This window comes from Conyzicola nivalis, from assembly GCF_040548875.1.
Classification (GTDB): Bacteria; Actinomycetota; Actinomycetes; order Actinomycetales; family Microbacteriaceae; genus Conyzicola; species Conyzicola nivalis_A.
In genome coordinates, this window is sequence record NZ_JBEPSJ010000001.1 from 859,478 (window position 1) to 881,039 (window position 21,562).

A 21,562-nucleotide genomic window follows, 5' to 3' on the forward strand; every position below is an offset into this window, starting at 1 on the left:
CGACACGCTGGGCCGCCAGAGAGAGTGCCATGACCACGTTCCCGCAGGATCTCGACCCCGAACTCGTCGAACGACTCGTGAGCAGCGGGGGCGGTGCGCTCGCGGTCAAGATGGGCATCGATTTCGTCGAGCTGTCGGCGGAGCACTCGGTAGCCACGATGCCGGTCGAGGGCAACACCCAGGTCATCGGGATCCTCCACGGCGGCGCGCACGTCGTGCTCGGCGAGTCGCTCGGCTCGGTGTCGTCTGCGATCCACGCCGGCCCCGGCCGCTACGCGGTCGGCATCGAAATCAACGCGTCCCACAGCCGGTCGACCGATTCGGGCCTCGTCACCGCGACCTGCACGGCGATCTCGCTGGGCCGCACACTGGCCACGCACGAGATCGTGATCCGCGACGAGGCGGGGCGCCGGCTGTCGACCGTGCGCATGACGAACATGCTGCTCGACCGGCGCTAGCCGCCCTCCCTCCCCGCTCGCGCGAGCCTCTTCCGGCCGCGCGAGCCTCTTCCGGTCGCGCGAGCCGCTTTCGGTGAGCCTCCTCCGGCCGCGCGAGCCGCTTCCGGCGAGCCCTCGGAAAGACGGAGCTGGTCGGGCACGAGCGGCGCCTGACGCAACCGGCGGCGAAATGCCCCTTGCGCGACCGCTATTCGGTAGTACTATCTAGTGGTAGTCAGCATCACCGAGTAGTCAAAGGAAGCACCACATGGGCAAGCAGATGACCGAGATGCTCAAGGGCACGCTCGAGGGCATGGTCCTCGCGATCGTCGCCGCCAAGCCGGCGTACGGGTACGAGATCACTGCACAGCTGCGTGACCAGGGCTTCACCGACATCGTCGAGGGCACCGTCTACGCCCTGCTGGTGAGGATCGAGCAGCGCGGCCTCGTCGACGTGTCGAAGGTCCCCTCGGAGAAGGGGCCGCCGCGCAAGGTCTACTCGATCAACCCCCGGGGCGGCGAGTACCTGGCCGAGTTCTGGGCCAACTGGAGCTTCCTCGCGGAGCGCATAGAACAGCTGCACCACCACATCGAAATCACGGACGAAGAAGGAGACTGACCATGGCCGCCAAATGGATAGAGACCATCACCGGCTCGCTCGAGCAGAAGAAGCAGTACCGGCAGTACAAGGCCCGCATCGAGGCCCTCCCCGAGCCGTACGGCACGACGGCGAAGGCGTTCGAACGGTACTTCATGTACTACGGCGGCATCACCGACGGCGACACCCTCGTCACGATGCTCGGCGACTTCGCAGACCTGTGGGAGCGCGCGGCCGTCGACGGCACCCCCGTGCGCGAGCTCGTGGGCGACGAGCCCGTCGAGTTCGCGGAGTCGTTCACCAAGGCCTACGGCGGCAAGGAGTGGATCGACAAGGAACGCGCTCGCCTGACCAAGGCCGTCGACGCCGCTGCGCGCGACACAGCCGCTCGAGAAGACAGCGCCGCTCGAGACAGTGCACAGGAGGACCGGGCATGAGCGCCATCGAGGTACGCGGCGTCGAGAAGTCGTTCGCCGACGTGCACGTTCTGCGCGGCGTCGACTTCGACGTGACGGCCGGCAGCATCTTCGCGTTGCTCGGCTCCAACGGTGCGGGCAAGACCACGCTGGTGCGCATCCTCTCGACGTTGCTCAAGTCGGACTCCGGCACCGCGACGGTGAACGGCTTCGACGTCGCGAGCCGGCCCGGCGACGTTCGGGAGTCGATCAGCCTCACCGGCCAGTTCGCGGCCGTCGACGAGATCCTCACGGGCAGGGAGAACCTCTTGCTGATCGCCAAGCTGCGACACCTGAAGAACCCCGGCGCCATCGCCGACGACCTGCTGGCACGGTTCTCGCTCGTCGAGGCCGGCGGGCGCAGGGCGGCCACCTACTCGGGCGGGATGCGGCGCAGGCTCGACATCGCGATGAGCCTGATCGGCAACCCGCCGATCATCTTCCTCGACGAGCCGACGACCGGCCTCGACCCGCAGGCGCGCATCGACGTCTGGCAGACGGTGAAGACCCTCGCCGGGCAGGGCACCACTGTGCTGCTCACCACGCAGTACCTCGACGAGGCCGAGTACCTCGCCGACCGCATCGCCATCCTGCACAAGGGGACGATCATCCAGAACGGCACCCTGGCCGAGCTCAAGCAGCTCCTCCCGCCAGCGAAGGTCGAGTACATCGAGAAGCAGCCCTCCCTCGAGGACGTCTTCCTCGCCCTCACCGGCGAGACCGGCGAACCCGACGAGAGCGACGAGCACCAGGCACGAAAGGAACAACGATGACCACCAACGTCCTCGGCGACACCGGCGTACTGACCGGACGCTCGCTGCGCCACATCCTGCGCAGCCCCGACACCATCATCACCACCGCGGTCACCCCGATCGCGCTGATGCTCCTGTTCGTCTACGTGCTAGGCGGTGCCATCAACACCGGCTCCGACGAGTCGTACATCGACTACATGCTCCCCGGCATACTGTTGATCACTATCGCCTCGGGCATCGCCTATACCGCGTACCGGCTGTTCCTCGACATGCAGGGCGGCATCTTCGAACGGTTCCAGTCGATGCCGATCTCCCGGTCGAGCGTCCTCTGGGCTCACGTGTTCACTTCGCTGACCGCGAACATGGTCTCGATCGCGATCGTCGTCGGCGTCGCGCTCGTCATGGGCTTCCGCACGGGGGCGTCCGTCGGGGCGTGGATAGCCGTCGCGGGCATCCTCGTTCTGTTCACCCTCTCCCTGACCTGGATCGCGGTCATCGCCGGGCTCTCCGCGAAGACCGTGGACGGGGCGAGCGCGTTCAGCTACCCGCTGATCTTCCTCCCGTTCATCAGCTCGGCCTTCGTGCCCACCGACACGATGCCCGCCCCGGTCGCGTGGTTCGCCGAGAACCAGCCGGTGACCTCGATCGTGAACACGATCCGGGCCCTGTTCGCGGGTGAACCCGTCGGCGGCGACATCTGGATCGCACTGGCCTGGCTCGTCGGCATCCTCGTTGTGGCCTACGGCTTCGCGATCGCGATCTACCGCCGCAAGGTCAGCTGAGCTCGAGCGGCTAGACGGGGCGCCGCGCCTCCGGATCGGATCCGAGCGCGGCGCGTCCGCCGTCGACGGGCAGGACGGCGCCGGTGACGAACGCGGCCGCGTCGGAGAGCAGGAACGCGACGACGGATGCCACGTCGGCCATGGCCCCCACGTGGCCGGCCGGGTGCACCCCGGCCAACGCCAGCAGCCGCGCCTCACGCGCGGCGGGGTCGAGGGCGGCGAGGGAGTCGTCGAACCGCTCGGTCGCGATCGTGCCGAGCGCCACGGCGTTCGCGCGGATGCCCCGGTGGGCGTAGTCGACGGCGGTCGCGCGGGTGAGCCCCTCGACGGCGGCCTTCGCCGTCGCGTAGGCGAGCGCTCCCGGCACCGCGCGCTGCGCCTGGTGGGAGGAGACGTTGACGATCGAACCGGCGACACCGGAGCCGAGGAAGCTCGTGATCGCAGCGGCGGAGCCGACCAGAGCCGGGGCGAGGTTGGCGTCGACGAGCTCTCGCACCCGCTGTGGATCCGAGTGCAGGTCGGCGTCGCGGAACACGGCCGCGTTGTTCACCCACCCGGTGAGCACGCCGATCGACTCGGCGACCGAGGCGGCCTCCGCCGCGACTGCCGGGTCGGAGGCGTCACCGATCACCGTGCGGAGAGCCCGAGCCGGGTCATCCGCCGCCTTCTCGGTGTCGATCAACCCGGCGTCGATCACCACGACGGCCTCGCCGCGCTCGAGAAGCCGCAACGCGATCGCACGGCCCACACCACGCCCTCCGCCTGTGACGACGAAGGACCGCGGCACTACGGCTACTTCTTGGCGCTCAGCTGCTCGATGATCGCCTGGGCGACGTCGTGCATGGTGAGGCGGCGGTCCATGGACGCCTTCTGGATCCACCGGAAGGCCTCGGGCTCGGTGAGCCCCATCTTCTCGTTGAGGAGTCCCTTGGCGCGATCGACGAGCTTGCGGGTCTCGAAACGCTCGACGAGGTCGGCGACCTCGGCCTCGAGCGTGATGATCTGCGTGTACCGGCTGAGCGCGATCTCGATCGCGGGCAGCAGGTCGCTCGGCGTGAACGGCTTGACGACATAGGCGAGTGCGCCGGCCTCGGAGGCCCGTTCGACGAGCTCCTTCTGGCTGAACGCGGTCAGCAGCACGACGGGCGCGATGTGGTTCTTGGTCAGTCTCTCCGCGGCCGAGATGCCGTCGAGCTGGGGCATCTTCACGTCCATGATCACGAGATCGGGGCGCAGCTCTGTGGCGAGGGCGACAGCCGTCTCGCCGTCACCGGCTTCACCGACGACCTCGAAGCCGTTGTCGCGGAGAATCTCGACGATGTCCATGCGGATAAGGGACTCGTCTTCTGCCACCACTACTCGGCGCGGAGCGGATGGGGTTGATTCTTGGTCAGTCACGATAGAGAGCCTACGGTATTCTTTTGACGGTTGTTGTGCGCCGGATTGGCGGAATGGCAGACGCGGAGCACTCAAAATGCTTTGCTCGAAAGGGCGTGCGAGTTCGAGTCTCGCATCCGGCACAACGGAGAGATCGCGCCGAATGGCGCGAAAAACGAACTATAAACCCGCATCAGACGGCGTGTACAGCCCCCGTTCCGAGCTTCTCTCGGCGCGTAGATTCGCAGGCGAACGACGTTTTGCGCGACACGCCTCCCGGTTTGGCTCGCGGACCCGTTCCGCCACAGAGCGCCTCGTGCCTCCGCGACGTGGGGTGGTGGCGGCCAGCCCCGCCACCGCCCCTAAGCGCCGCCTGGAGACAGCATGACGCGCGATCCCGATCTTCCCGACCCCACCGAGCTGGACTCCGACAGCGGTGACGGAGTGCTTTCCCCCGGTTCGACGGCGACCGGTGCGGGCACCACGGAGCTCGGCGCGACAGAGCCCGACGATACGGACCTCGACACCGAGCTCGGCACCACCGAGGCCGACGTCTCCGACGGCCGGGAGCAGAAGCAACCCAGGGTCGACTGAGGCGCCGAGACGGAGGAAGGGCCGGACATCCACTGGATGTCCGGCCCTTCTCTGGTTCTCGGTCCTAGCTGACCGCGTACGCGGGAGCCACGGCGTTCTTCGCGTCGCCCACGCGGTGCACGCGCAGGTCGTTCGTGAAGCCGGAGATTCCGGGAGGCGAACCGGAGATGACGACGACGACGTCTCCGACCTCGGCGAGACCCTCGCCGAGGAGGATCTCGTCGACCTGGATGTACATCGCGTCGGTGTGCGTGACCCGGTCGACGACGTACGAGTCGATGCCCCAGATCAGCGCCATGCGGCGGCGGATCGCGGGGTCAGGAGTGAACGCCTTCATCGGCACGTTGAAGCGCAGTCGCGACATACGACGGGCGGAGTCGCCCGACTCGGTGAAGACGCAGACGAACTTCGCCTCGACGAACGACGCGACCTCGGCAGCGGCGAGCGTGATTGCCCCGCCCTGGGTGCGCGGCTTGGTGCCGAGCTCGGGGATGCGCTCGAGTCCGTGCTCCTCGGTGGAGGCCACGATGCGCGCCATGGTCTGCACCGTGATGACGGGGTACTCGCCGACGCTCGTCTCGCCGCTCAGCATGACCGCGTCCGCGCCATCCAGCACGGCGTTCGCCACGTCGGAGGTCTCGGCACGGGTGGGCACGGGACTGGAGATCATCGACTCGAGCATCTGTGTCGCGACGATGACCGGCTTGGCCATACGACGCGAGAGCTCGACGGCGCGCTTCTGCACGATCGGCACGGCCTCGAGGGGAAGCTCGACGCCGAGGTCTCCGCGGGCGACCATGATCGCGTCGAACGCGTCGATGATCGCCTCGAGGTTCTCGACGGCCTGCGGCTTCTCGATCTTCGCGATGACGGGGACCTTGCGGCCCTCCTCCTCCATGATCTCGTGCACGCGCACGATGTCGGTGGCGTCGCGCACGAACGACAGCGCGATGAGGTCGCAGCCGAGGCGGAGGCCCCAACGCAGGTCGTCCTCGTCCTTCTCGCTCAGGGCGGGAACGTTGACGGCGACGCCGGGCAGGTTGATGCCCTTGTTGTTCGAGACGGCTCCGGCGACGATGACGACGGTCGAGACGACGGGGCCTTCGACGCCGGTCACCTGCACCTTCACCTTGCCGTCGTCGATGAGCAGGAAGTCGCCGGGGCTGACGTCCTGCGGCAGACCCTTGAAGGTGGTGCCCGAGAGCTCACGGGTTCCCACGACGTCCTCGGTCGTGATCTTGAACACGTCGCCGACGGCGAGGTCGTACGGGCCGCCCTCGAACTTGCCGAGACGGATCTTGGGGCCCTGGAGGTCGACCATTACGGCGACGGCTCGCCCCGAGTCGTCCGCGGCCTTGCGCACGTTGGCGTAGACCGCCTCGTGGACGTCGTAGGAGCCGTGGCTGAGGTTCATTCTCGCCACGTCAACACCGGCGTCGATGATGGCGCGGATGTTCTCATAGCTGGATGTTGCCGGGCCGAGCGTAGCGACGATTTTCGCGCGTCTCATGAGTTCCTTCTGTGGTGGTTTTGTGTGTGGTGGGTACGGATGAAGCGTGTGAGAGCTAGATAGCGATGGCGTGATCGGTCGGCTTGACCGGGAACGGCAGTTGCGTCTCCCCCTCAAGGTACCGATCAACCGCGGATGCCGCGGCGCGACCCTCGGCGATGGCCCAGACGATGAGCGACTGGCCGCGGCCCGCGTCGCCGGCGACGAAGACGCCCGACTCGCTCGTCTGGTAGTCGCCGTCGCGGCCGAGGTTGCCCTTGCCGTCGACCGGCACGGGCAGCTGCGCGTCGATCGTGTCGGTCTCCGGACCTGTGAATCCGAGGGCGAGCAGCACGAGGTCGGCGGGGATCTCGCGCTCGGTGCCCGCCTTGGGAACACGACGGCCGTCGAGGTACTCGGTCTCGGCGACGCGGATGGCGCGCACCTCTCCGGCCTCGTTCGACAGGAACTCGATGGTGGAGGCGAGGAAGACGCGCTCGCCTCCCTCCTCGTGGGCGCTGGAGACCTCGAACAGGGTCGGGGCCATCGGCCACGGCTGGTGGTCGGGACGCTCGTCGCCCGGCTGCTTGCCGATCGCGAGGTTCGTCACCGAGAGCGCGTGCTGGCGGTGCGCGGTTCCGATGCAGTCCGCTCCGGTGTCGCCGCCGCCGAGGACGACGACGTGCTTGCCCTCGGCGAGGATCTGGTCGCCGACGGTGTCGCCGGCGCCCGCCTTGTTCTGCTGCACGAGGTAGTCCATGGCGAAATGCACGCCGAGCAGGTCGCGCCCGGGGATCGGCAGGTCGCGCGGCACGGTGGCGCCGGTCGCGACGATGACGGCGTCGTAGCGCGCGCGGAGGTCGCTCCAGGAGATGTCGACTCCGATTTCGACGCCGGCGCGGAAGCGGGTGCCCTCGGCCTGCATCTGCGCGAGACGCGCCTCGATGTGCTTCTTCTCCATCTTGAAGTCGGGGATCCCGTAGCGCAGCAGTCCGCCGATGCGGTCGTCGCGCTCGAAGACGGCGACGGTATGGCCGGCGCGCGTGAGCTGCTGCGCGGCGGCGAGCCCGGCCGGGCCGGAGCCGACGACGGCGACGGTCTTGCCGGTGAGGCGCTCGGGCGGGTGCGGGGTGACCCAGCCCTTCTGGTACGCCTCGTCGATGATCGACACCTCGACGTTCTTGATCGTCACGGCGGGCTGGTTGATGCCCAGCACGCACGACGACTCGCAGGGAGCGGGGCACAGCCGACCGGTGAACTCCGGGAAGTTGTTCGTGGCATGCAGGCGCTCGATGGCCTGGTGGCCCTCGCCGCGCCACATCAGGTCGTTCCACTCGGGGATCAGGTTGCCGAGCGGGCAGCCCTGATGGCAGAACGGGATGCCGCAGTCCATGCAACGGCCGGCCTGCTTGCGCACCGTGGCCGTGTCGCCCTGCTCGTAGACCTCTTTCCAGTCCATCAGCCGCAGTGCGACGGGGCGGCGGGCAGGGAGCTCGCGCTCCTTGACCTTCAGGAATCCCTTCGGATCAGCCACCGGTAACCTCCATGATTCGTGACCACACGACATCGCCGTCGGGGTCGAGCCCCTCGTCGAGCGCCGTCTGGCGTGTTGCGATGACCGCGGCGTAGTCGCGAGGGAGAACCTTCACGAATCTGCCGACGGTCTCGTCCAGGTTGTCGAGCATCCGCCGCGCGACGGCGGATTCGGTCTCGTCGAAGTGCCGTTGCAGGAGGTCGGTGAGGATCTCCACGTCGGCGCTTCCGAGCGGCAGCAGGGTGAGCTCGCCGTTGGCGAGCGAGTCGGGGTTGACCCGTTCGCTCCGCAGGTCGTAGATGTAGGCGGTGCCGCCGGACATGCCGGCGCCGAGGTTGCGCCCCGTGCCGCCGAGGATCACGGCGAGGCCGCCCGTCATGTACTCGAGGGCGTGGTCTCCCACTCCCTCCACGACGGCGGTCGCGCCGGAGTTGCGCACCAGGAACCTCTCGCCGACGATGCCGCGCAGGAACATCGAGCCCTGCGTTGCTCCGTAGCCGATGACGTTTCCGGCGATGACGTTGTCCTCGGCCGCGAAGCTGCTGCGAGCGTCGGGACGCACGATGATCTCGCCGCCGCACAGGCCCTTGCCGACGTAGTCGTTGCTGTCGCCGACGAGGTTCAGCCGGATGCCGTTCGGCAGGAACGCGCCGAGCGACTGCCCGGCGGTGCCGCTCAGGTTCACCTGGATGGTTCCGGCGGGGAGGCCGTTCTCGCCGTGGCGCAGCGTCACCGCGTTGCCGAGCATGGTGCCGACGGCGCGCTCGGTGTTCTTGATCGGCAGGTCGATGACGACGGGCGTTCCGTGCTCGAGTGCATTCTCGCTGCGGCGGATCAGTTCCACGTCGAAATGCTTGTCGAGCTCGTGATCCTGCTGGCGGGAGTTGCTTCGAGGCGCGTCATCCGCGAAGTCCGGTCCGATCAGAACGGGAGACAGGTCGAGGCCGTCTGCCTTCCAGTGCTGGATGGCGCCGTTGACGTCGAGCATCTCGTGGTGGCCGACCGCCTCTTCGATCGAGCGGAAGCCGAGCTCCGAGAGGTACTCGCGCACCTCCTGCGCGAGGAACTCGAAGAAGTTCACGACGAACTCGGGCTTGCCGCTGAAACGGGCGCGCAGCTCGGGGTTCTGCGTCGCGATGCCGACCGGGCAGGTGTCCAGGTGGCAGACGCGCATCATGACGCAGCCCTCGACGACGAGCGGAGCGGTCGCGAAACCGAACTCCTCCGCGCCGAGCAGGGCGCCGACGATGACGTCGCGGCCGGTCTTCATCTGGCCGTCGACCTGCACCACGACGCGGTCGCGCATGCCGTTGAGCATCAGCGTCTGCTGGGTCTCGGCGAGGCCGAGCTCCCACGGGGTTCCGGCGTGCTTGAGCGAGTTCAGCGGGCTGGCGCCGGTTCCGCCGTCGTGGCCGGAGACCAGCACGACGTCGGCGAGGGCCTTGGTGACCCCGGCTGCGACCGCGCCGATGCCGCTCTGGCTCACGAGCTTCACGTGCACCCTGGCGACGGGGTTGGCGCGCTTGACGTCGAAGATGAGCTGCTTGAGGTCTTCGATCGAGTAGATGTCGTGGTGCGGGGGCGGCGAGATAAGGCCGACTCCCGCGGTGGCGTGACGGGTGCGGGCGATCCACGGGTACACCTTGGTCGGCGGCAGCTGGCCGCCCTCGCCGGGCTTCGCCCCCTGCGCCATCTTCAGCTGGATGTCGGTGGAGTGCGTCAGGTACATGCTCGTGACACCGAAGCGTCCCGAGGCGACCTGCTTGATCGCGCTGCGCCGAGTGGGGTCGAGCAGGCGATCGATGTCTTCGCCGCCCTCGCCGGTGTTGCTCTTCGCGCCGATGGAGTTCATCGCGATGGCGAGCGTCTCGTGAGCCTCGGCGCTGATCGAGCCGTAGCTCATCGCGCCGGTGGAGAAGCGCTTGACGATCGACGACACGGGCTCGACCTCGTCGATCGGCACGACGGGGCGCTGGCCGGTCTTGAACTCGAAGAGCCCGCGGATGGTCATGAGCTTCTGAGCCTGGTCGTCGACGAGCTTGGTGTACTCGCGGAAGATGTCGTAGCGGCGGGCGCGCGTGGCGTGCTGCAGGCGGAAGACGGTGTCGGGGTTGAAGAGGTGCGGCGGTCCTTCGCGGCGCCACTGGTACTCGCCGCCGGTCGCCAGGCGTTCGTGCGCGCTGATGGCGCCGTCGTCGGGGTATGCGGCCTCGTGCCGTGAGGCGCTCTCTGCCGCGATGACCTCGATGCCCACGCCGCCGAGCAGGCTCGACGTCCCGGTGAAGTACTGGTCGACGAAGGCCTGGTCGAGACCGACGGCCTCGAACGCCTGCGCTCCCGCGTAGGAGCTGACGACCGAGATGCCCATCTTCGACATGATCTTCAGCACGCCCTTGCCGAGTGCCTTGATCAGGTTCTTGACGGCCTTCTCCGGGGTGACGCCGGTGAGCATGCCGTTGCGCACGAGCTCTTCGGCCGTCTCCATGGCGAGGTAGGGGTTGATCGCGGATGCGCCGTACCCGACGAGCAGCGCGACGTGGTGCACCTCGCGCACGTCGCCCGCCTCGACGATGATGCCGACCTTCATGCGGTTCTGGTTGCGGATGAGGTGGTGGTGGATCGCGGCCAGCATCAGCAGCGACGGAACCGGGGCGTACTCCTTGTTGGAGTCACGGTCGGAGAGCACGATGAACTGGGCGCCGCCCTCGATGGCCTCGTCGACCTCGACGCACATGGCGGCGAGACGCTCCTCGAGAGCCTTCGGTCCCTGGTCGACCCGGTAGAGGCCCTTGATGGTCGTCGTCAGCCGGCTGCCGGGGCGCGGGTCGATGTGCTGGATCTTCGCGAGCTCGTCGTTGTCGATCACCGGGAAGTCGAGGATGACCTGCTTGGCGTGCTCCGGGGTGGCCGCGAGCAGGTTGCGCTCGGGCCCGAGCCCGAGCTTCATCGAGGTGACGACCTCTTCGCGGATCGAGTCGAGCGGCGGGTTGGTGACCTGCGCGAACTGCTGCGTGAAGTAGTCGAAGAGCAGGCGTGAGCGCTCGGACAGCACGGCGATGGGCGTGTCGGAGCCCATGGCGCCGAGCGGCTCGGCGCCGTTCTTCGCCATCGGCATGATCATGATGCGCACTTCTTCTTCGGTGTAGCCGAAGGTGCGCTGGCGACGCGTGACCGAGGCCGGGGTGTGCACGATGTGCTCCCGGTCGGGCAGGTCTTTCAGGTGGATGCGACCGGCGTCGAGCCACTCGGAGTACGGCTCGGCGGAGGCGAGCTCCCCCTTGATGTCGTCGTCCTCGATGATGCGGCCGGCCTCGGTGTCGACGAGGAACATCTTTCCGGGACGCAGGCGTCCCTTGCGAACGACCTTCGCCGGGTCGATGTCGAGCACGCCGATCTCGCTGGCGAGCACGACGAGGCCGTCGTCGGTGACCAGGAACCGGCCGGGGCGAAGTCCGTTGCGGTCGAGTGTCGCGCCGACGAGCGAGCCGTCGGTGAAGACGAGGGCGGCGGGGCCGTCCCATGGCTCCATCAGCATCGCGTGGTACTCGTAGAACGCCTTGCGGGCGGCCTCGACGTCGGTCTGGTTCTCCCAGGCCTCCGGCACCATCATCATGATCGAGTGCGGCAGCGACCGGCCGGTGAGGCTGAGCAGCTCGACGACCTCGTCGAACGAGGCGGAGTCGCTGGCGCCTGGCGTGTTGATGGGCAGCAGGCTCGGGATGTCGCCGAGGAGCTCCGACTCGAGCTGCGACTGGCGCGCGCGCATCCAGTTGCGGTTGCCCTGCACCGTGTTGATCTCGCCGTTGTGCGCGATCATGCGGAAGGGCTGCGCGAGCGGCCACGACGGGAACGTGTTCGTGGAGTAGCGCGAGTGCACGAGGGCGAGCTTCGAGGCGAAACGCTCGTCGCTCAGGTCGGGGTAGAACGGCTCGAGCTGGAGCGTGGTGACCATTCCCTTGTAGACCAGGGTGCGGCTGGAGAGCGAGGGGAAGTAGGCGCCGAAGCCGTGTTCTGCCCGCTTGCGCAGGCGGTACACCTGGCGGTCGAGCTCGATGCCGGAGATCGGCTCCCCCGCGTCATCCACCCGTGTCGACGCGAGGAAGAGCTGTTCGAAGGCGGGCATCGCCGCGCGCGCGAGGTCGCCGACCTGTTCGGGGCGCACGGGGACGACACGCCAGCCGAGCACCGTGAGGCCCTCTTCGGCGGCGATCGAGTCGATGCCGGCCTTCAGGGCGGCACGGTCGTCGTCTTCGGTGGGAAGGAACGCCATGCCGACGGCGTAGCTGCCGGCCGCGGGCAGTTCGAACCCCGCGACGGCGCGCAGGAACTCGTCGGGGATCTGGGTGATGATCCCCGCGCCGTCGCCGGTGCCGGCGTCGGAGCCGATGGCGCCGCGGTGTTCGAGGTGCCGGAGCGCGCCGAGGGCAGCGTCGATGATGTCGTGCCCCGCGGTGCCGCGGAGCGTCGCGACCATCGCCAGACCGCAGGCGTCCTTCTCACGACTGGGGTCGTAGAGTCCGGTTGCCTGTGGAGTGGTGCTGAAGCGCTGGAGAGCTGGCGTGAGAGCCATGAATGTCCGTCCTCACGAGTAATTCGGAGCAAGTGGGACTTCGGCGGCCCATCGGGTTACAGAGGTGGCCCTGTCGTCAGGACTTGGCGCCTTCTCCGCTTGTGGCGGGCCCGCTTGTGGCGAGCACTTCGGTGGGGGACGCGGCGTCATTGCCTGGTTCGTCGGTGTCCGAATAGGTGTCAGGAGAGTCTACCCCAGACCCCGGCCCAGCCCACTCCCGCCCGGGCACATACGGGCTCGGCTCGTAGCCGGTGTGGCGCCTGGACTGCACGACGAGGATGACTATTCCGAGGATGACGGCGAGGATAGCCGCCCAGACGTTGCTTCGCAGACCGAAGAAGACCTCGCTCGGGTCGATGCGGATGGTCTCGAAGAACGAACGTCCGAGGCCGTACCAGATGAGGTACAGGCCGAGGACCTTGCCCCACTGCAGGCGGAACTTGCGCTCGAGGAACAGGATGACGGCGATGCCAAGCACGTTCCAGACGATCTCGTAGAGGAAGGTGGGGTGGAACAGCGTGCCCTCGGGCAGGCCGGCGGGGTATGCCGGGTTGGTGGACTCGATCTCGAGGCCCCACGGCAGGCCGGTCGGCTGGCCGAAGAGCTCGTGGTTGAACCAGTTGCCGAAACGGCCGAAGGCCTGGGCGAGCAGCAGCGCGGGGGCGACGGCGTCGGCGAAGGTCCAGAACCGGATCCCGGCGAAGCGGCAGCCGATCCAGGCGCCGACCGCACCGCCGATGAGCGAGCCGAAGATGGCGATCCCGCCCTCCCAGACCGCGAAGACGTGCCACAGCTCCTGGCCGGCGAAGTAGTCGTCCGGGTGGGTGAGCACGTGGAAGATGCGGGCTCCGACGATGCCGAGCGGGACCGCCCAGATGATGATGTCGAGCACGACGCCCGGCTCGGCGCCGCGGCGCGTCAGGCGGTGGTTGGTGAAGATGCCCGCCGCGATGATGCCGACGAGGATGCACAGCGCGTAGGCGTGCACGTTGAGGTCCCAGGGGAACCAGTCGAGCCCGATGTCTCTGAACCACTGGCCGAGGTTGAAGACCTGCCACTCGTAGTCAGGGCTGGGAATGCTGAGGGGTGCGAACACGAGGCAGAGACCTTTCGGGGGGTGCGGAGACTAGGAAAGCCTAGCCCCAGCGGACAGGGCGGCTGCCGTGCGCGCTACGGCGTCGACTCCCCCGTCTGCGAGAGCCTTGACGAGCGCGGAACCGACGATGGCACCGTCGGCGTAGGTGAGCACTTCACGCACCTGCTCCGCGGTGGAGATTCCGATCCCGACACAGGTGCTGGTGGCACCGGCGGTGCGCAGCCTGGTGACGAGCGACCGGGCAGCCGCATCGACGTCCTGGCGGGCGCCCGTGATGCCCATGGTCGATACGGCATAGACGAATCCGCGGCTCTTCTCGACGGCCTGCGTGAGGCGGGCGTCGGACGACGACGGTGCGGCGAGGAACACGCGGTCGAGGCCGGTGCGCTCGGACGCGGCGAGCCAGTCGGCCGCCTCGTCGGGCACGAGGTCGGGGGTGATGAGGCCCGCGCCGCCCGCGGCGAGGAGCTCGTCGGCGAATCGCTCGACGCCGAACTGGATGATCGGGTTCCAGTAGGTCATCACGAGCACGGGGGCGTCGACCCTGGCGGTGATGGCGGCTACCGCGTCGATGCCGTGCTTGAGGCGGAACCCCTTCTGCAGGGCGATCTCGGTCGCGTGCTGGATCACGGGCCCGTCCATGACGGGGTCGGAGTACGGCAGGCCGAGTTCGAGCACGTCGACGCCGTTCTCGACCAGGGCCACCGCGGCTTCGATGCTGGTGTCGAGGTCGGGGAACCCGGCGGGCAGGTAGCCGACCAGGGCCCCGGATCCGGCGTCGGTGCGCAGGCGGATGGTCTCTTCGACGCGGCTCATCGTTCGACTCCCGGCTCGGAGTCGACGGGGCTGAGGTCTTCGGCGGCGAGGGCCTCGGCATCGAGGATATCGAAGTACTTGCCCGCCGTCTCCATGTCCTTGTCGCCGCGGCCGCTCAGGTTGACGAGGATCACCGCGTCTGGCCCGAGCTCTTTGCCGAGCTTGATGGTGCCGGCGAGGGCGTGGGCCGACTCGATCGCGGGGATGATGCCCTCGGTGCGGCTGAGCAGGCGGAGGGCCTGCATGGCCTCGTCGTCGGTGATCGGCAGGTAGGTGGCGCGACCGAGGTCGTGCAGCCAGGAGTGCTCGGGGCCGACGCCCGGGTAGTCGAGGCCGGCGGAGATGGAGTGCGACTCGACGGTCTGGCCGTCTTCGTCCTGCAGCATGTAGCTGCGGGCGCCGTGGAGCACGCCGGGACGGCCGCGGGTGAGGGTCGCCGCATGGCGCTCGGTGAGGTGCCCCTCGCCGGCCGCCTCGTAGCCGTACAACGCGACATCCGGGTCGTCGAGGAAGGCGTGGAAGATGCCCATGGCGTTGCTGCCGCCGCCGATGCAGGCGGTGACGGCGGTGGGGAGCGCGCCGGTGAGGTCGATGACCTGCTGGCGGGCCTCCTCGCCGATGATCTTCTGGAAGTCGCGCACCATCGCCGGGAACGGGTGTGGGCCCGCGACGGTGCCGAAGATGTAGTTGGTGGTCTCGACGCTGGCGACCCACGCGCGGTAGGCCTCGTTGATGGCGTCCTTGAGGGTGCGCGAGCCGGTGGTGACCGAGACGACCTCGGCGCCGAGCAGGCGCATGCGGGCGACGTTCAGCGCCTGCCGGTCGGTGTCGACCTCGCCCATGTAGATGACGCATTCGAGGCCGAACAGAGCGGCGGCGGTCGCAGTGGCGACGCCGTGCTGTCCGGCTCCCGTCTCGGCGATGACACGGGTCTTGCCGATGCGCTTGGTGAGCAAGGCCTGCCCGAGAACGTTGTTGATCTTGTGGGATCCGGTGTGGTTCAGGTCTTCGCGCTTGAGGATGATGCGCGCGCCGCCGGCGTGCTCGGCGAACCGCGGCACCTCGGTGATGATCGACGGCCGGCCGGTGTAGGTCTTGTGCAGCGCCGTCAGCTCGGCCGCGAACGCGGGGTCTTTCTTGGTCAGCTCGTAGGCGGTGCTGAGCTCGTCGAGAGCGGCGACGAGCGATTCGGGCACGAAGCGTCCGCCGAACTCGCCGAAGTACGGCCCGATCTCGTCGCGAAGGTGGGTCATCAGGAACCAAGGAATTCTGTGAGGGTGGCGACCGGGTCGCCGGTGACGAGTGCCTCGCCGATGAGTACGACATCGGCGCCGGCCGCGCGGTAGTGGGCGACGTCGGCGGGGGTCTTGACCGCGGACTCCGCGACCTTGACGACGCCGGCGGGGATGCGGTCGGCGAGCGTGCCGAAGAGGTCCTGGTCGAGTTCGAAGGTCGACAGGTTGCGCGCGTTGACGCCGATGAGACCCGCGCCGAGGTCGATGGCCCGGTCGAGCTCGGCGGCGCTGTGCGTCTCGACGAGGGCGGTCATGCCCAGTTCGCCGATCAGGGCGTAGAGCTCGCGCATGAGGGGCTGCTCGAGTGCCGCGACGATCAGCAGCACCAGGTCGGCACCCGCCGCCCGCGCCTCGAACACCTGGTAGGGCTCGGCGATGAAGTCCTTGCGCAGGACCGGCAGCGAGACGGCAGCGCGCACCGCCTCGAGGTCGGCGAGCGACCCGCCGAACTTGCGGCCTTCGGTGAGCACGCTGATGACGCTCGCTCCCCCGGTCTCGTAGGAGCGGGCGAGGGCTGCGGGATCGGCGATCTCGGCGAGGGCGCCGCGCGACGGGCTCGAGCGCTTGACCTCGGCGATGATCTTGATCCGGTCTGCCGGCGCGAGGTGCGCGAGCGCGTCGATGGCGGCCGGGCGGGCCAGAGCGGCCGACTCGACCTCGGCGAGGCTGCGGGTCGCCCGACGCTCCGAAGCGTCTGCGAGTGCTCCGGCTACGAGGGAGTCGAGCACCCTACTTGTGCTCCTTGGTGACGTACTTGGCCCCGCCGACACCGTAGCCGAGGACCGCGAGCACCTTGCCGGTGACGAGGCCGGCGACGCACAGCACCGCGGCGGCGATGACGAGCCACGGGAGGTTGAACCAGAACGCGAGGGTGCCTATCGCGAAAGCGACCAGCATGATGATCACGGCTGTCCAGGCGGCGGGCGAATTGCCATGTCCGGTGTCAGACTCGATGGTCATGATGCTCCATTCAGTGTTGTTGATGTTCGACTAGAAACTCTATCGCGAGCCGGAGGTCTCCCCCGACGGGCGGCCCGGTCAGTCGCGGGTCGTCGGGTCGTTTCCGCCGCTCAGGGCGTCCCAGTCGTCGACCGACGTGCGTTCGGACTCGACCGGTTCGAGGCGGGTGGCCTGGTATTTGCGGGAGGATCCCGGCCACGTGCGGCTGACGACCACGATCACGATGCCGGCGACGACGATCAGCACGCCGGAGACGATCGCCACCCACGGCCACGGCGACTGGGCGACGGTGTCGACGAGGTCGGCCACCGAGTTCTCGCCGGCGACGCCCGTCGCGGTGGAGATGGCCGAGGCGGATGCGGCCACGGGGTCGGTGACGGCGAGAACGCCCGAGAACACGATCGCGACCCCGATGAGCGACTCGAGGATTCCGAAGACGAGACGGAAGAACGGTCCGGCGATGCTGAGGGCTCCGACCAGCACGAGGCTGGTGAGGGCCAGAGCTGAGAGCGCGGGCGCGGCGACCTGCCCGGCGACCTCGAGCGCCGTGCCGTCGACGAGGTCGACGGCGAACCAGACCTGGGTCCACGAGATCAGGGCGGCGAGGGCGAGCAGGGCGCTCGCCAGGATCACCCTCGACTTGGTGCGGCGCGGTGCGCGCGTCGGCTGATCCGCGTTCACTGCACCCTGCGCATGCCGTTGGCGATGGCGACGGCGCGCAGCGGCGCCGCTGCCTTGTTCTGCGACTCCTGGTGCTCGGCGGCGGGGTCGGAGTCGGCGACGAGACCCGCTCCTGCCTGCACCCGCGCCTTGCCGCCGACGATGGTGGCGGTGCGGATGGCGATCGCGAGATCGAGGTCGCCGGCGAAGTCGAAGTACCCGACCACTCCCCCGTAGACGCCGCGCTGCGCGGGTTCGAGCTCGTCGATGATCTCGAGGGCGCGCGGCTTCGGCGCGCCGGAGAGGGTTCCGGCCGGGAAGGTGGCCGTGAATACCTCGATCGGCGTCGCATCCGCCCGCAGGTCGCCTTCGACGCTCGACACGAGGTGCATGATGTGGCTGAACCGTTCGACCTGCATGAACTCGGTCACCTCGACGGTGCCCGGCGTGCAGACCTTGAGCAGGTCGTTGCGGGCCAGGTCGACGAGCATGAGGTGCTCGGAGCGTTCCTTCTCGTCGGCGAGCAGCTCGACGGCGAGCTCGAGGTCGCGTTCGACGTTGTCGGCGCGGGGGCGGCTTCCGGCGATCGGGTGCATGTGCACTCGGCCGTTCTGCACCTTGACGAGCGCCTCCGGGCTGGAGCCGACGACGTGGAACGGCTCGCCGTGCGGGTCGACGAGCGACAGCAGGTACATGTAGGGCGAGGGGTTCAGCGTGCGCAGCACGCGGTAGACGTCTATCGGCTCGGCGGTGATCTCGTGGTCGAAGCGCTGGGAGACGACGACCTGGAAGACGTCGCCGTCGCGGATGTACTTCTTCGACCGCTCGATCGCGTCGGCGTACTCCGCCTCGGTGGTGCGCGGGATCGGCTCGGCCTGGATCGACAGGTCGACCTCGGCCAGCCAGGCCTCGCTCGGTGCCGCGAGGCGCTGCTGCATGGAGTCGAGACGCGCTTGGGCCGCCGCCCACACCACGTCGTCGGGCTCCGCGCCGTCGCCGAGCGCCGTGGCGACGAGCTGCACTGTACCGTCGCGGTGGTCGATGACGACGAGTTCGGAGACGAAGCTGAGCGCCTGCCCCGGCACGTCGAAGTCGGCGGGCGGCACGTTCTCGAGCTTCTCGATCTGGCGGATCGCCTCCCAGCCGATGAACCCGACGAGTCCGCCGGTGAGTGGCGGGTGGCCGTCGACGCGGGGCGTGCTCCAGCGGGCGTGCAGGTGGGCGAGGGCAGCGAGAGGGGCGGTCGGCGCGTCGTCGCCGAGGGCGCGCTGCGCCGTCATGCCGTAGTCGAGCCACTCGTAGGCCTGGTCGCGTTGCGTGAGCACACCGAAGCTGGCGGCGCCGACGAAGGAGAACCGCGACCAGATTCCGCCCTGCTCGGCCGACTCGAGCAGGAAGGTGCCCGGCTTGCCCAGGGCGAGCTTGCGGTAGATGCCGACGGGCGTCTCGCCGTCGGCGAAGAGCTCGCGGATCACCGGCACGACGCGGTGCCCGTCGCCGATGCGGGCGTCGAAGTCGGCGCGGGTGGTGGTGCTCATGCTGCGTGACCGATGTGCGGGCTGAGCGGGTCGACGTCGAAGCAGGCGTGCGCGCCGGTGTGGCAGGCGGGGCCGATCTGGTCGACGGTCACGAGCAGGGTGTCGGCGTCGCAGTCGAGGGCGGCGCCGCGCACATACTGCGCGTTGCCGCTGGTGTCCCCCTTGCGCCAGTATTCCTGGCGGCTGCGCGACCAGTAGGTCACCCGGCCCTCGATGAGCGTTCGGCGCAGCGCCTCCGCGTCCATGTAGCCGAGCATCAGCACCTCTTTGGTATCCCACTGCTGGATGATCGCGGGCAGCAGGCCGCCGTCTTTGAAGACGGCGCGCTCGACGACCGTGCCGACGGTCTCGGCTGTCAGTTCGACCCGGGTCGTCATCGCGTCACCACTCCCGCTTCTGCCAGCGCGCGCTTGACGTCGCCGACTGTCAATTCTCCATTGTGGAACACGGATGCCGCCAGGACCGCGTCGGCGCCGGCCGCGATGGCGGGCGCGAAGTGCTCGAGACTGCCGGCTCCCCCGCTGGCGATGACGGGAACGCTGCTGACCTCGCGCATCGCGGTGATCAGCTCGAGGTCGTAGCCGGTCTTCATGCCGTCGGCGTCGATCGAGTTGACGAGCAGCTCGCCCGCGCCGCGTTCGATCGACTCGGCCGCCCAGGCGAGGGCGTCGATCGTGGTCTCGGTGCGGCCGCCGTGGGTGGTGACGACGAAGCCGCTCGGCATTGCGGAGTTGCGTTTCACGTCGAGGCTGAGCACGACGCACTGGGCGCCGAAACGGTCGGCGATCTCGCCGATGAGGGCCGGTCGGGCGATCGCCGCGCTGTTGACCCCGACCTTGTCCGCGCCGCTGCCCTGCAGTCTGGACACGTCTTCGGTGGAGCGCACCCCGCCGCCGACGGTCAGCGGGATGAAGACCTGCTCGGCCGTCGCGCGAACGACGTCGTACATCGTGTCGCGGTTGTCGACCGTGGCCTTCACGTCGAGGAACGTGATCTCGTCTGCGCCCTGCTCGTAGTAGGTGCGGGCGAGCTCGATCGGGTCGCCCGCGTCGCGCAGGTTGAGGAAGTTGACGCCCTTGACGACCCGGCCGGCGGCGACGTCGAGGCACGGGATGACCCGAACTGCCACGCCCACGGTCAGATCCTCGCGGCGTGGATCGAGCTGACGAGGATGGCGCGGGCGCCGAGGTCGTAGAGCGCGTCCATCACGTGGTTGGTGTCTGCGCGGTGCACCATGGCCCGCACGGCGAGCCATTCCGGGTCCTGCATCTGGGAGATGGTGGGGCTCTCGAGCCCCGGGGTGACCGCGGTGGCGGCCTCGAGCAGCGAGACGGGCACGTCGTAGTCGACGAGCACGTACTGGCGGGCCACGAGCACGCCCTGCAGGCGGCGCTGCAGCGTGGAGATGCCTGGCACCTCGCTGTGGGCGCTGATGAGCACCGCGGTGGACTCGAGGATCACCGGCCCGAAGATCTCGAGTCCCTGTGCGCGCAGGGTCGAACCGGTGCTGACGACGTCGGCGACGGCGTCGGCGACGCCCAGGTTGATGGCCGACTCGACCGCCCCGTCGAGGCTGACGAGCTTGGCTGTGACGCCGCTGCGGGCGAGGAAGTCGCCGACGAGTCCGGGGTAGCTCGTCGCCACCCGCACACCCTCGAGGTCGCTCAGCCCGCTGAACGCGCCGGGGCGGCCGGCGAAGCGAAACGTGGAGCCGCCGAAGTCGAGCGCGGCGATCTCGTGCGCCTCCGAACCGGAGTCGAGGAGCAGGTCGCGGCCGGTGATGCCGACGTCGAGTGCGCCTGAGCCGACGTAGGTGGCGATGTCGCGGGGGCGGAGGTAGAAGAACTCCACGTCGTTGCGCGGGTCGATGGCGCTCAGGGCGCGGGGGTCGCGACGGCCGGTGTAGCCGGCCTCGAGCAGCATGTCAGCCGCGGTCTCGCTCAGGGAGCCCTTGTTGGGCACTGCAATTCTCAGCATGGTGTGGCCTTTGTGTGTGTGAAGTCGAAGGAGGGCTGGAGTCTGGCTCTACAGATGTCGGTAGACATCGGCGAGGCTCAGGCCCTTCGCGAGCATCATCACCTGCAGGTGGTAGAGCAACTGCGAGATCTCTTCGGCCGCTTCGTCGTTCGACTGGAACTCGGCGGCCATCCACACCTCGGCGGCCTCTTCGACGATCTTCTTGCCGATGGCGTGCACTCCGGCGTCGAGCTCGGCGACCGTGCCCGATCCTTCGGGGCGTGACGCCGCTTTCTCGCTCAGCTCGGTGAACAGGTCGTCGAAGGTTTTCACGGGTCAAGGCTACTAGGCCGGGCGGGGTCCCGTTCGCGCGGTGCGGGGAGCGCGGTCGAGGTCAGGGGCCGAACGCGCCGCCGCCCATGCGCGAGGGGGCGGTGGAGAGCGACTTCGAAACCGCGTCGCTGTGGGCGCCGCCCGGTTGGTCGCGCGGGTCGAGACGGCCCTGAAGGTCGCCCGTGTGCCGGTCGCGCCAGATCAGGTATACGCCGACGACCACGATGAGCGTGACGATCGCGGCGGCGAAAATCATGAGGAACAAAACGGCTCCGTCCTTTGCCGCCACACTACCGGATCAGGAGGCCGCCGCGAGGAAT

Annotated in this window: 23 protein-coding genes and 1 tRNA gene; 7 read left to right on the forward strand and 17 right to left on the reverse strand. The window is 68.6% G+C overall.

The window, feature by feature from the left end:
- Positions 1–29 precede the first annotated feature (29 nt).
- The 5 genes from ABIE21_RS04170 (at position 30) to ABIE21_RS04190 (ending at position 3,024) form a co-directional block, all read left to right on the forward strand.
- Positions 30–458: a PaaI family thioesterase gene (locus ABIE21_RS04170; protein WP_354023517.1), complete on the forward strand. Its 429-nt coding sequence runs from the start codon at positions 30–32 to the stop codon at positions 456–458.
- A gap of 247 nt (positions 459–705) precedes the next feature.
- A complete protein-coding gene (locus ABIE21_RS04175) occupies positions 706–1,056 on the forward strand; it encodes a PadR family transcriptional regulator (RefSeq protein WP_354023518.1) in 351 nt (116 codons plus the stop codon).
- Positions 1,057–1,058: 2 nt separating this feature from the next.
- Positions 1,059–1,472, forward strand: coding sequence for a DUF1048 domain-containing protein (locus tag ABIE21_RS04180; protein ID WP_354023519.1), 414 nt, complete (start codon positions 1,059–1,061; stop codon positions 1,470–1,472).
- Entirely contained in the window at positions 1,469–2,263 is a 795-nt protein-coding gene (locus tag ABIE21_RS04185) for an ABC transporter ATP-binding protein (RefSeq protein WP_354023520.1), read from the forward strand. The genes ABIE21_RS04180 and ABIE21_RS04185 overlap by 4 nt, the downstream gene beginning before the upstream one ends.
- A complete protein-coding gene (locus ABIE21_RS04190; protein WP_354023521.1) occupies positions 2,260–3,024 on the forward strand; it encodes an ABC transporter permease in 765 nt (254 codons plus the stop codon). The genes ABIE21_RS04185 and ABIE21_RS04190 overlap by 4 nt, the downstream gene beginning before the upstream one ends.
- Positions 3,025–3,034: 10 nt before the next feature.
- Here the strand turns inward: ABIE21_RS04190 and ABIE21_RS04195 are convergent, their stop codons facing one another.
- Positions 3,035–3,904 (reverse strand): SDR family NAD(P)-dependent oxidoreductase, encoded by an 870-nt coding sequence (locus tag ABIE21_RS04195; protein WP_354023522.1) that lies wholly within the window; start codon positions 3,902–3,904, stop codon positions 3,035–3,037.
- The gene (locus ABIE21_RS04200; RefSeq protein ID WP_354023523.1) at positions 3,817–4,422 is read right to left on the reverse strand and encodes an ANTAR domain-containing response regulator; all 606 of its coding nucleotides are present in this window, start codon (positions 4,420–4,422) and stop codon (positions 3,817–3,819) included. Before ABIE21_RS04200 ends, ABIE21_RS04195 begins: the two co-directional genes overlap by 88 nt.
- Positions 4,423–4,461: 39 nt before the next feature.
- On the opposite strand from ABIE21_RS04200, the gene ABIE21_RS04205 reads away from it, so the two are divergent.
- Positions 4,462–4,544: transfer RNA gene (locus tag ABIE21_RS04205), tRNA-Leu, on the forward strand.
- A 241-nt stretch (positions 4,545–4,785) separates the two neighbouring features.
- A complete protein-coding gene (locus ABIE21_RS04210) occupies positions 4,786–4,995 on the forward strand; it encodes a hypothetical protein (protein ID WP_354023524.1) in 210 nt (69 codons plus the stop codon).
- A 64-nt stretch (positions 4,996–5,059) separates the two neighbouring features.
- Here the strand turns inward: ABIE21_RS04210 and pyk are convergent, their stop codons facing one another.
- From pyk to ABIE21_RS04285, 15 genes are all read right to left on the reverse strand, one after another.
- Complete coding sequence (gene pyk / locus ABIE21_RS04215) at positions 5,060–6,505, reverse strand: pyruvate kinase (protein WP_354023525.1); 1,446 nt, start codon at positions 6,503–6,505, stop codon at positions 5,060–5,062.
- A 55-nt stretch (positions 6,506–6,560) separates the two neighbouring features.
- On the reverse strand, positions 6,561–8,018 hold the full coding sequence (locus tag ABIE21_RS04220; RefSeq protein WP_354023526.1) for a glutamate synthase subunit beta: 1,458 nt from the start codon (positions 8,016–8,018) through the stop codon (positions 6,561–6,563).
- On the reverse strand, positions 8,011–12,588 hold the full coding sequence (gene gltB / locus ABIE21_RS04225; protein WP_354023527.1) for a glutamate synthase large subunit: 4,578 nt from the start codon (positions 12,586–12,588) through the stop codon (positions 8,011–8,013). Before gltB ends, ABIE21_RS04220 begins: the two co-directional genes overlap by 8 nt.
- A 76-nt stretch (positions 12,589–12,664) precedes the next feature.
- Positions 12,665–13,684 (reverse strand): prolipoprotein diacylglyceryl transferase, encoded by a 1,020-nt coding sequence (gene lgt / locus ABIE21_RS04230; RefSeq protein WP_354023528.1) that lies wholly within the window; start codon positions 13,682–13,684, stop codon positions 12,665–12,667.
- A 30-nt stretch (positions 13,685–13,714) separates the two neighbouring features.
- Positions 13,715–14,500, reverse strand: coding sequence for a tryptophan synthase subunit alpha (gene trpA / locus ABIE21_RS04235; protein WP_354023529.1), 786 nt, complete (start codon positions 14,498–14,500; stop codon positions 13,715–13,717).
- Positions 14,497–15,753 (reverse strand): tryptophan synthase subunit beta, encoded by a 1,257-nt coding sequence (gene trpB / locus ABIE21_RS04240; RefSeq protein WP_354023530.1) that lies wholly within the window; start codon positions 15,751–15,753, stop codon positions 14,497–14,499. Before trpB ends, trpA begins: the two co-directional genes overlap by 4 nt.
- The gene (gene trpC / locus ABIE21_RS04245) at positions 15,753–16,523 is read right to left on the reverse strand and encodes an indole-3-glycerol phosphate synthase TrpC (protein ID WP_354023531.1); all 771 of its coding nucleotides are present in this window, start codon (positions 16,521–16,523) and stop codon (positions 15,753–15,755) included. The genes trpB and trpC overlap by 1 nt, the downstream gene beginning before the upstream one ends.
- A 1-nt stretch (position 16,524) precedes the next feature.
- Positions 16,525–16,755, reverse strand: coding sequence for a DUF6704 family protein (locus ABIE21_RS04250; RefSeq protein WP_354023532.1), 231 nt, complete (start codon positions 16,753–16,755; stop codon positions 16,525–16,527).
- 78 nt (positions 16,756–16,833) lie between these two features.
- Entirely contained in the window at positions 16,834–17,436 is a 603-nt protein-coding gene (locus ABIE21_RS04255; RefSeq protein WP_354023533.1) for a Trp biosynthesis-associated membrane protein, read from the reverse strand.
- Entirely contained in the window at positions 17,433–18,953 is a 1,521-nt protein-coding gene (locus ABIE21_RS04260; protein WP_354023534.1) for an anthranilate synthase component I, read from the reverse strand. Before ABIE21_RS04260 ends, ABIE21_RS04255 begins: the two co-directional genes overlap by 4 nt.
- A complete protein-coding gene (gene hisI / locus ABIE21_RS04265) occupies positions 18,950–19,330 on the reverse strand; it encodes a phosphoribosyl-AMP cyclohydrolase (RefSeq protein WP_354023535.1) in 381 nt (126 codons plus the stop codon). The genes ABIE21_RS04260 and hisI overlap by 4 nt, the downstream gene beginning before the upstream one ends.
- A complete protein-coding gene (gene hisF / locus ABIE21_RS04270) occupies positions 19,327–20,088 on the reverse strand; it encodes an imidazole glycerol phosphate synthase subunit HisF (RefSeq protein WP_354023536.1) in 762 nt (253 codons plus the stop codon). The genes hisI and hisF overlap by 4 nt, the downstream gene beginning before the upstream one ends.
- A 2-nt stretch (positions 20,089–20,090) precedes the next feature.
- Positions 20,091–20,930, reverse strand: coding sequence for an ATP phosphoribosyltransferase (gene hisG / locus ABIE21_RS04275; protein WP_354023537.1), 840 nt, complete (start codon positions 20,928–20,930; stop codon positions 20,091–20,093).
- Between the two features lie 48 nt (positions 20,931–20,978).
- Positions 20,979–21,242, reverse strand: coding sequence for a phosphoribosyl-ATP diphosphatase (locus tag ABIE21_RS04280; protein ID WP_354023538.1), 264 nt, complete (start codon positions 21,240–21,242; stop codon positions 20,979–20,981).
- 61 nt (positions 21,243–21,303) lie between these two features.
- A complete protein-coding gene (locus ABIE21_RS04285) occupies positions 21,304–21,507 on the reverse strand; it encodes a hypothetical protein (RefSeq protein WP_354023539.1) in 204 nt (67 codons plus the stop codon).
- Between the last annotated feature and the right edge of the window lie 55 nt (positions 21,508–21,562).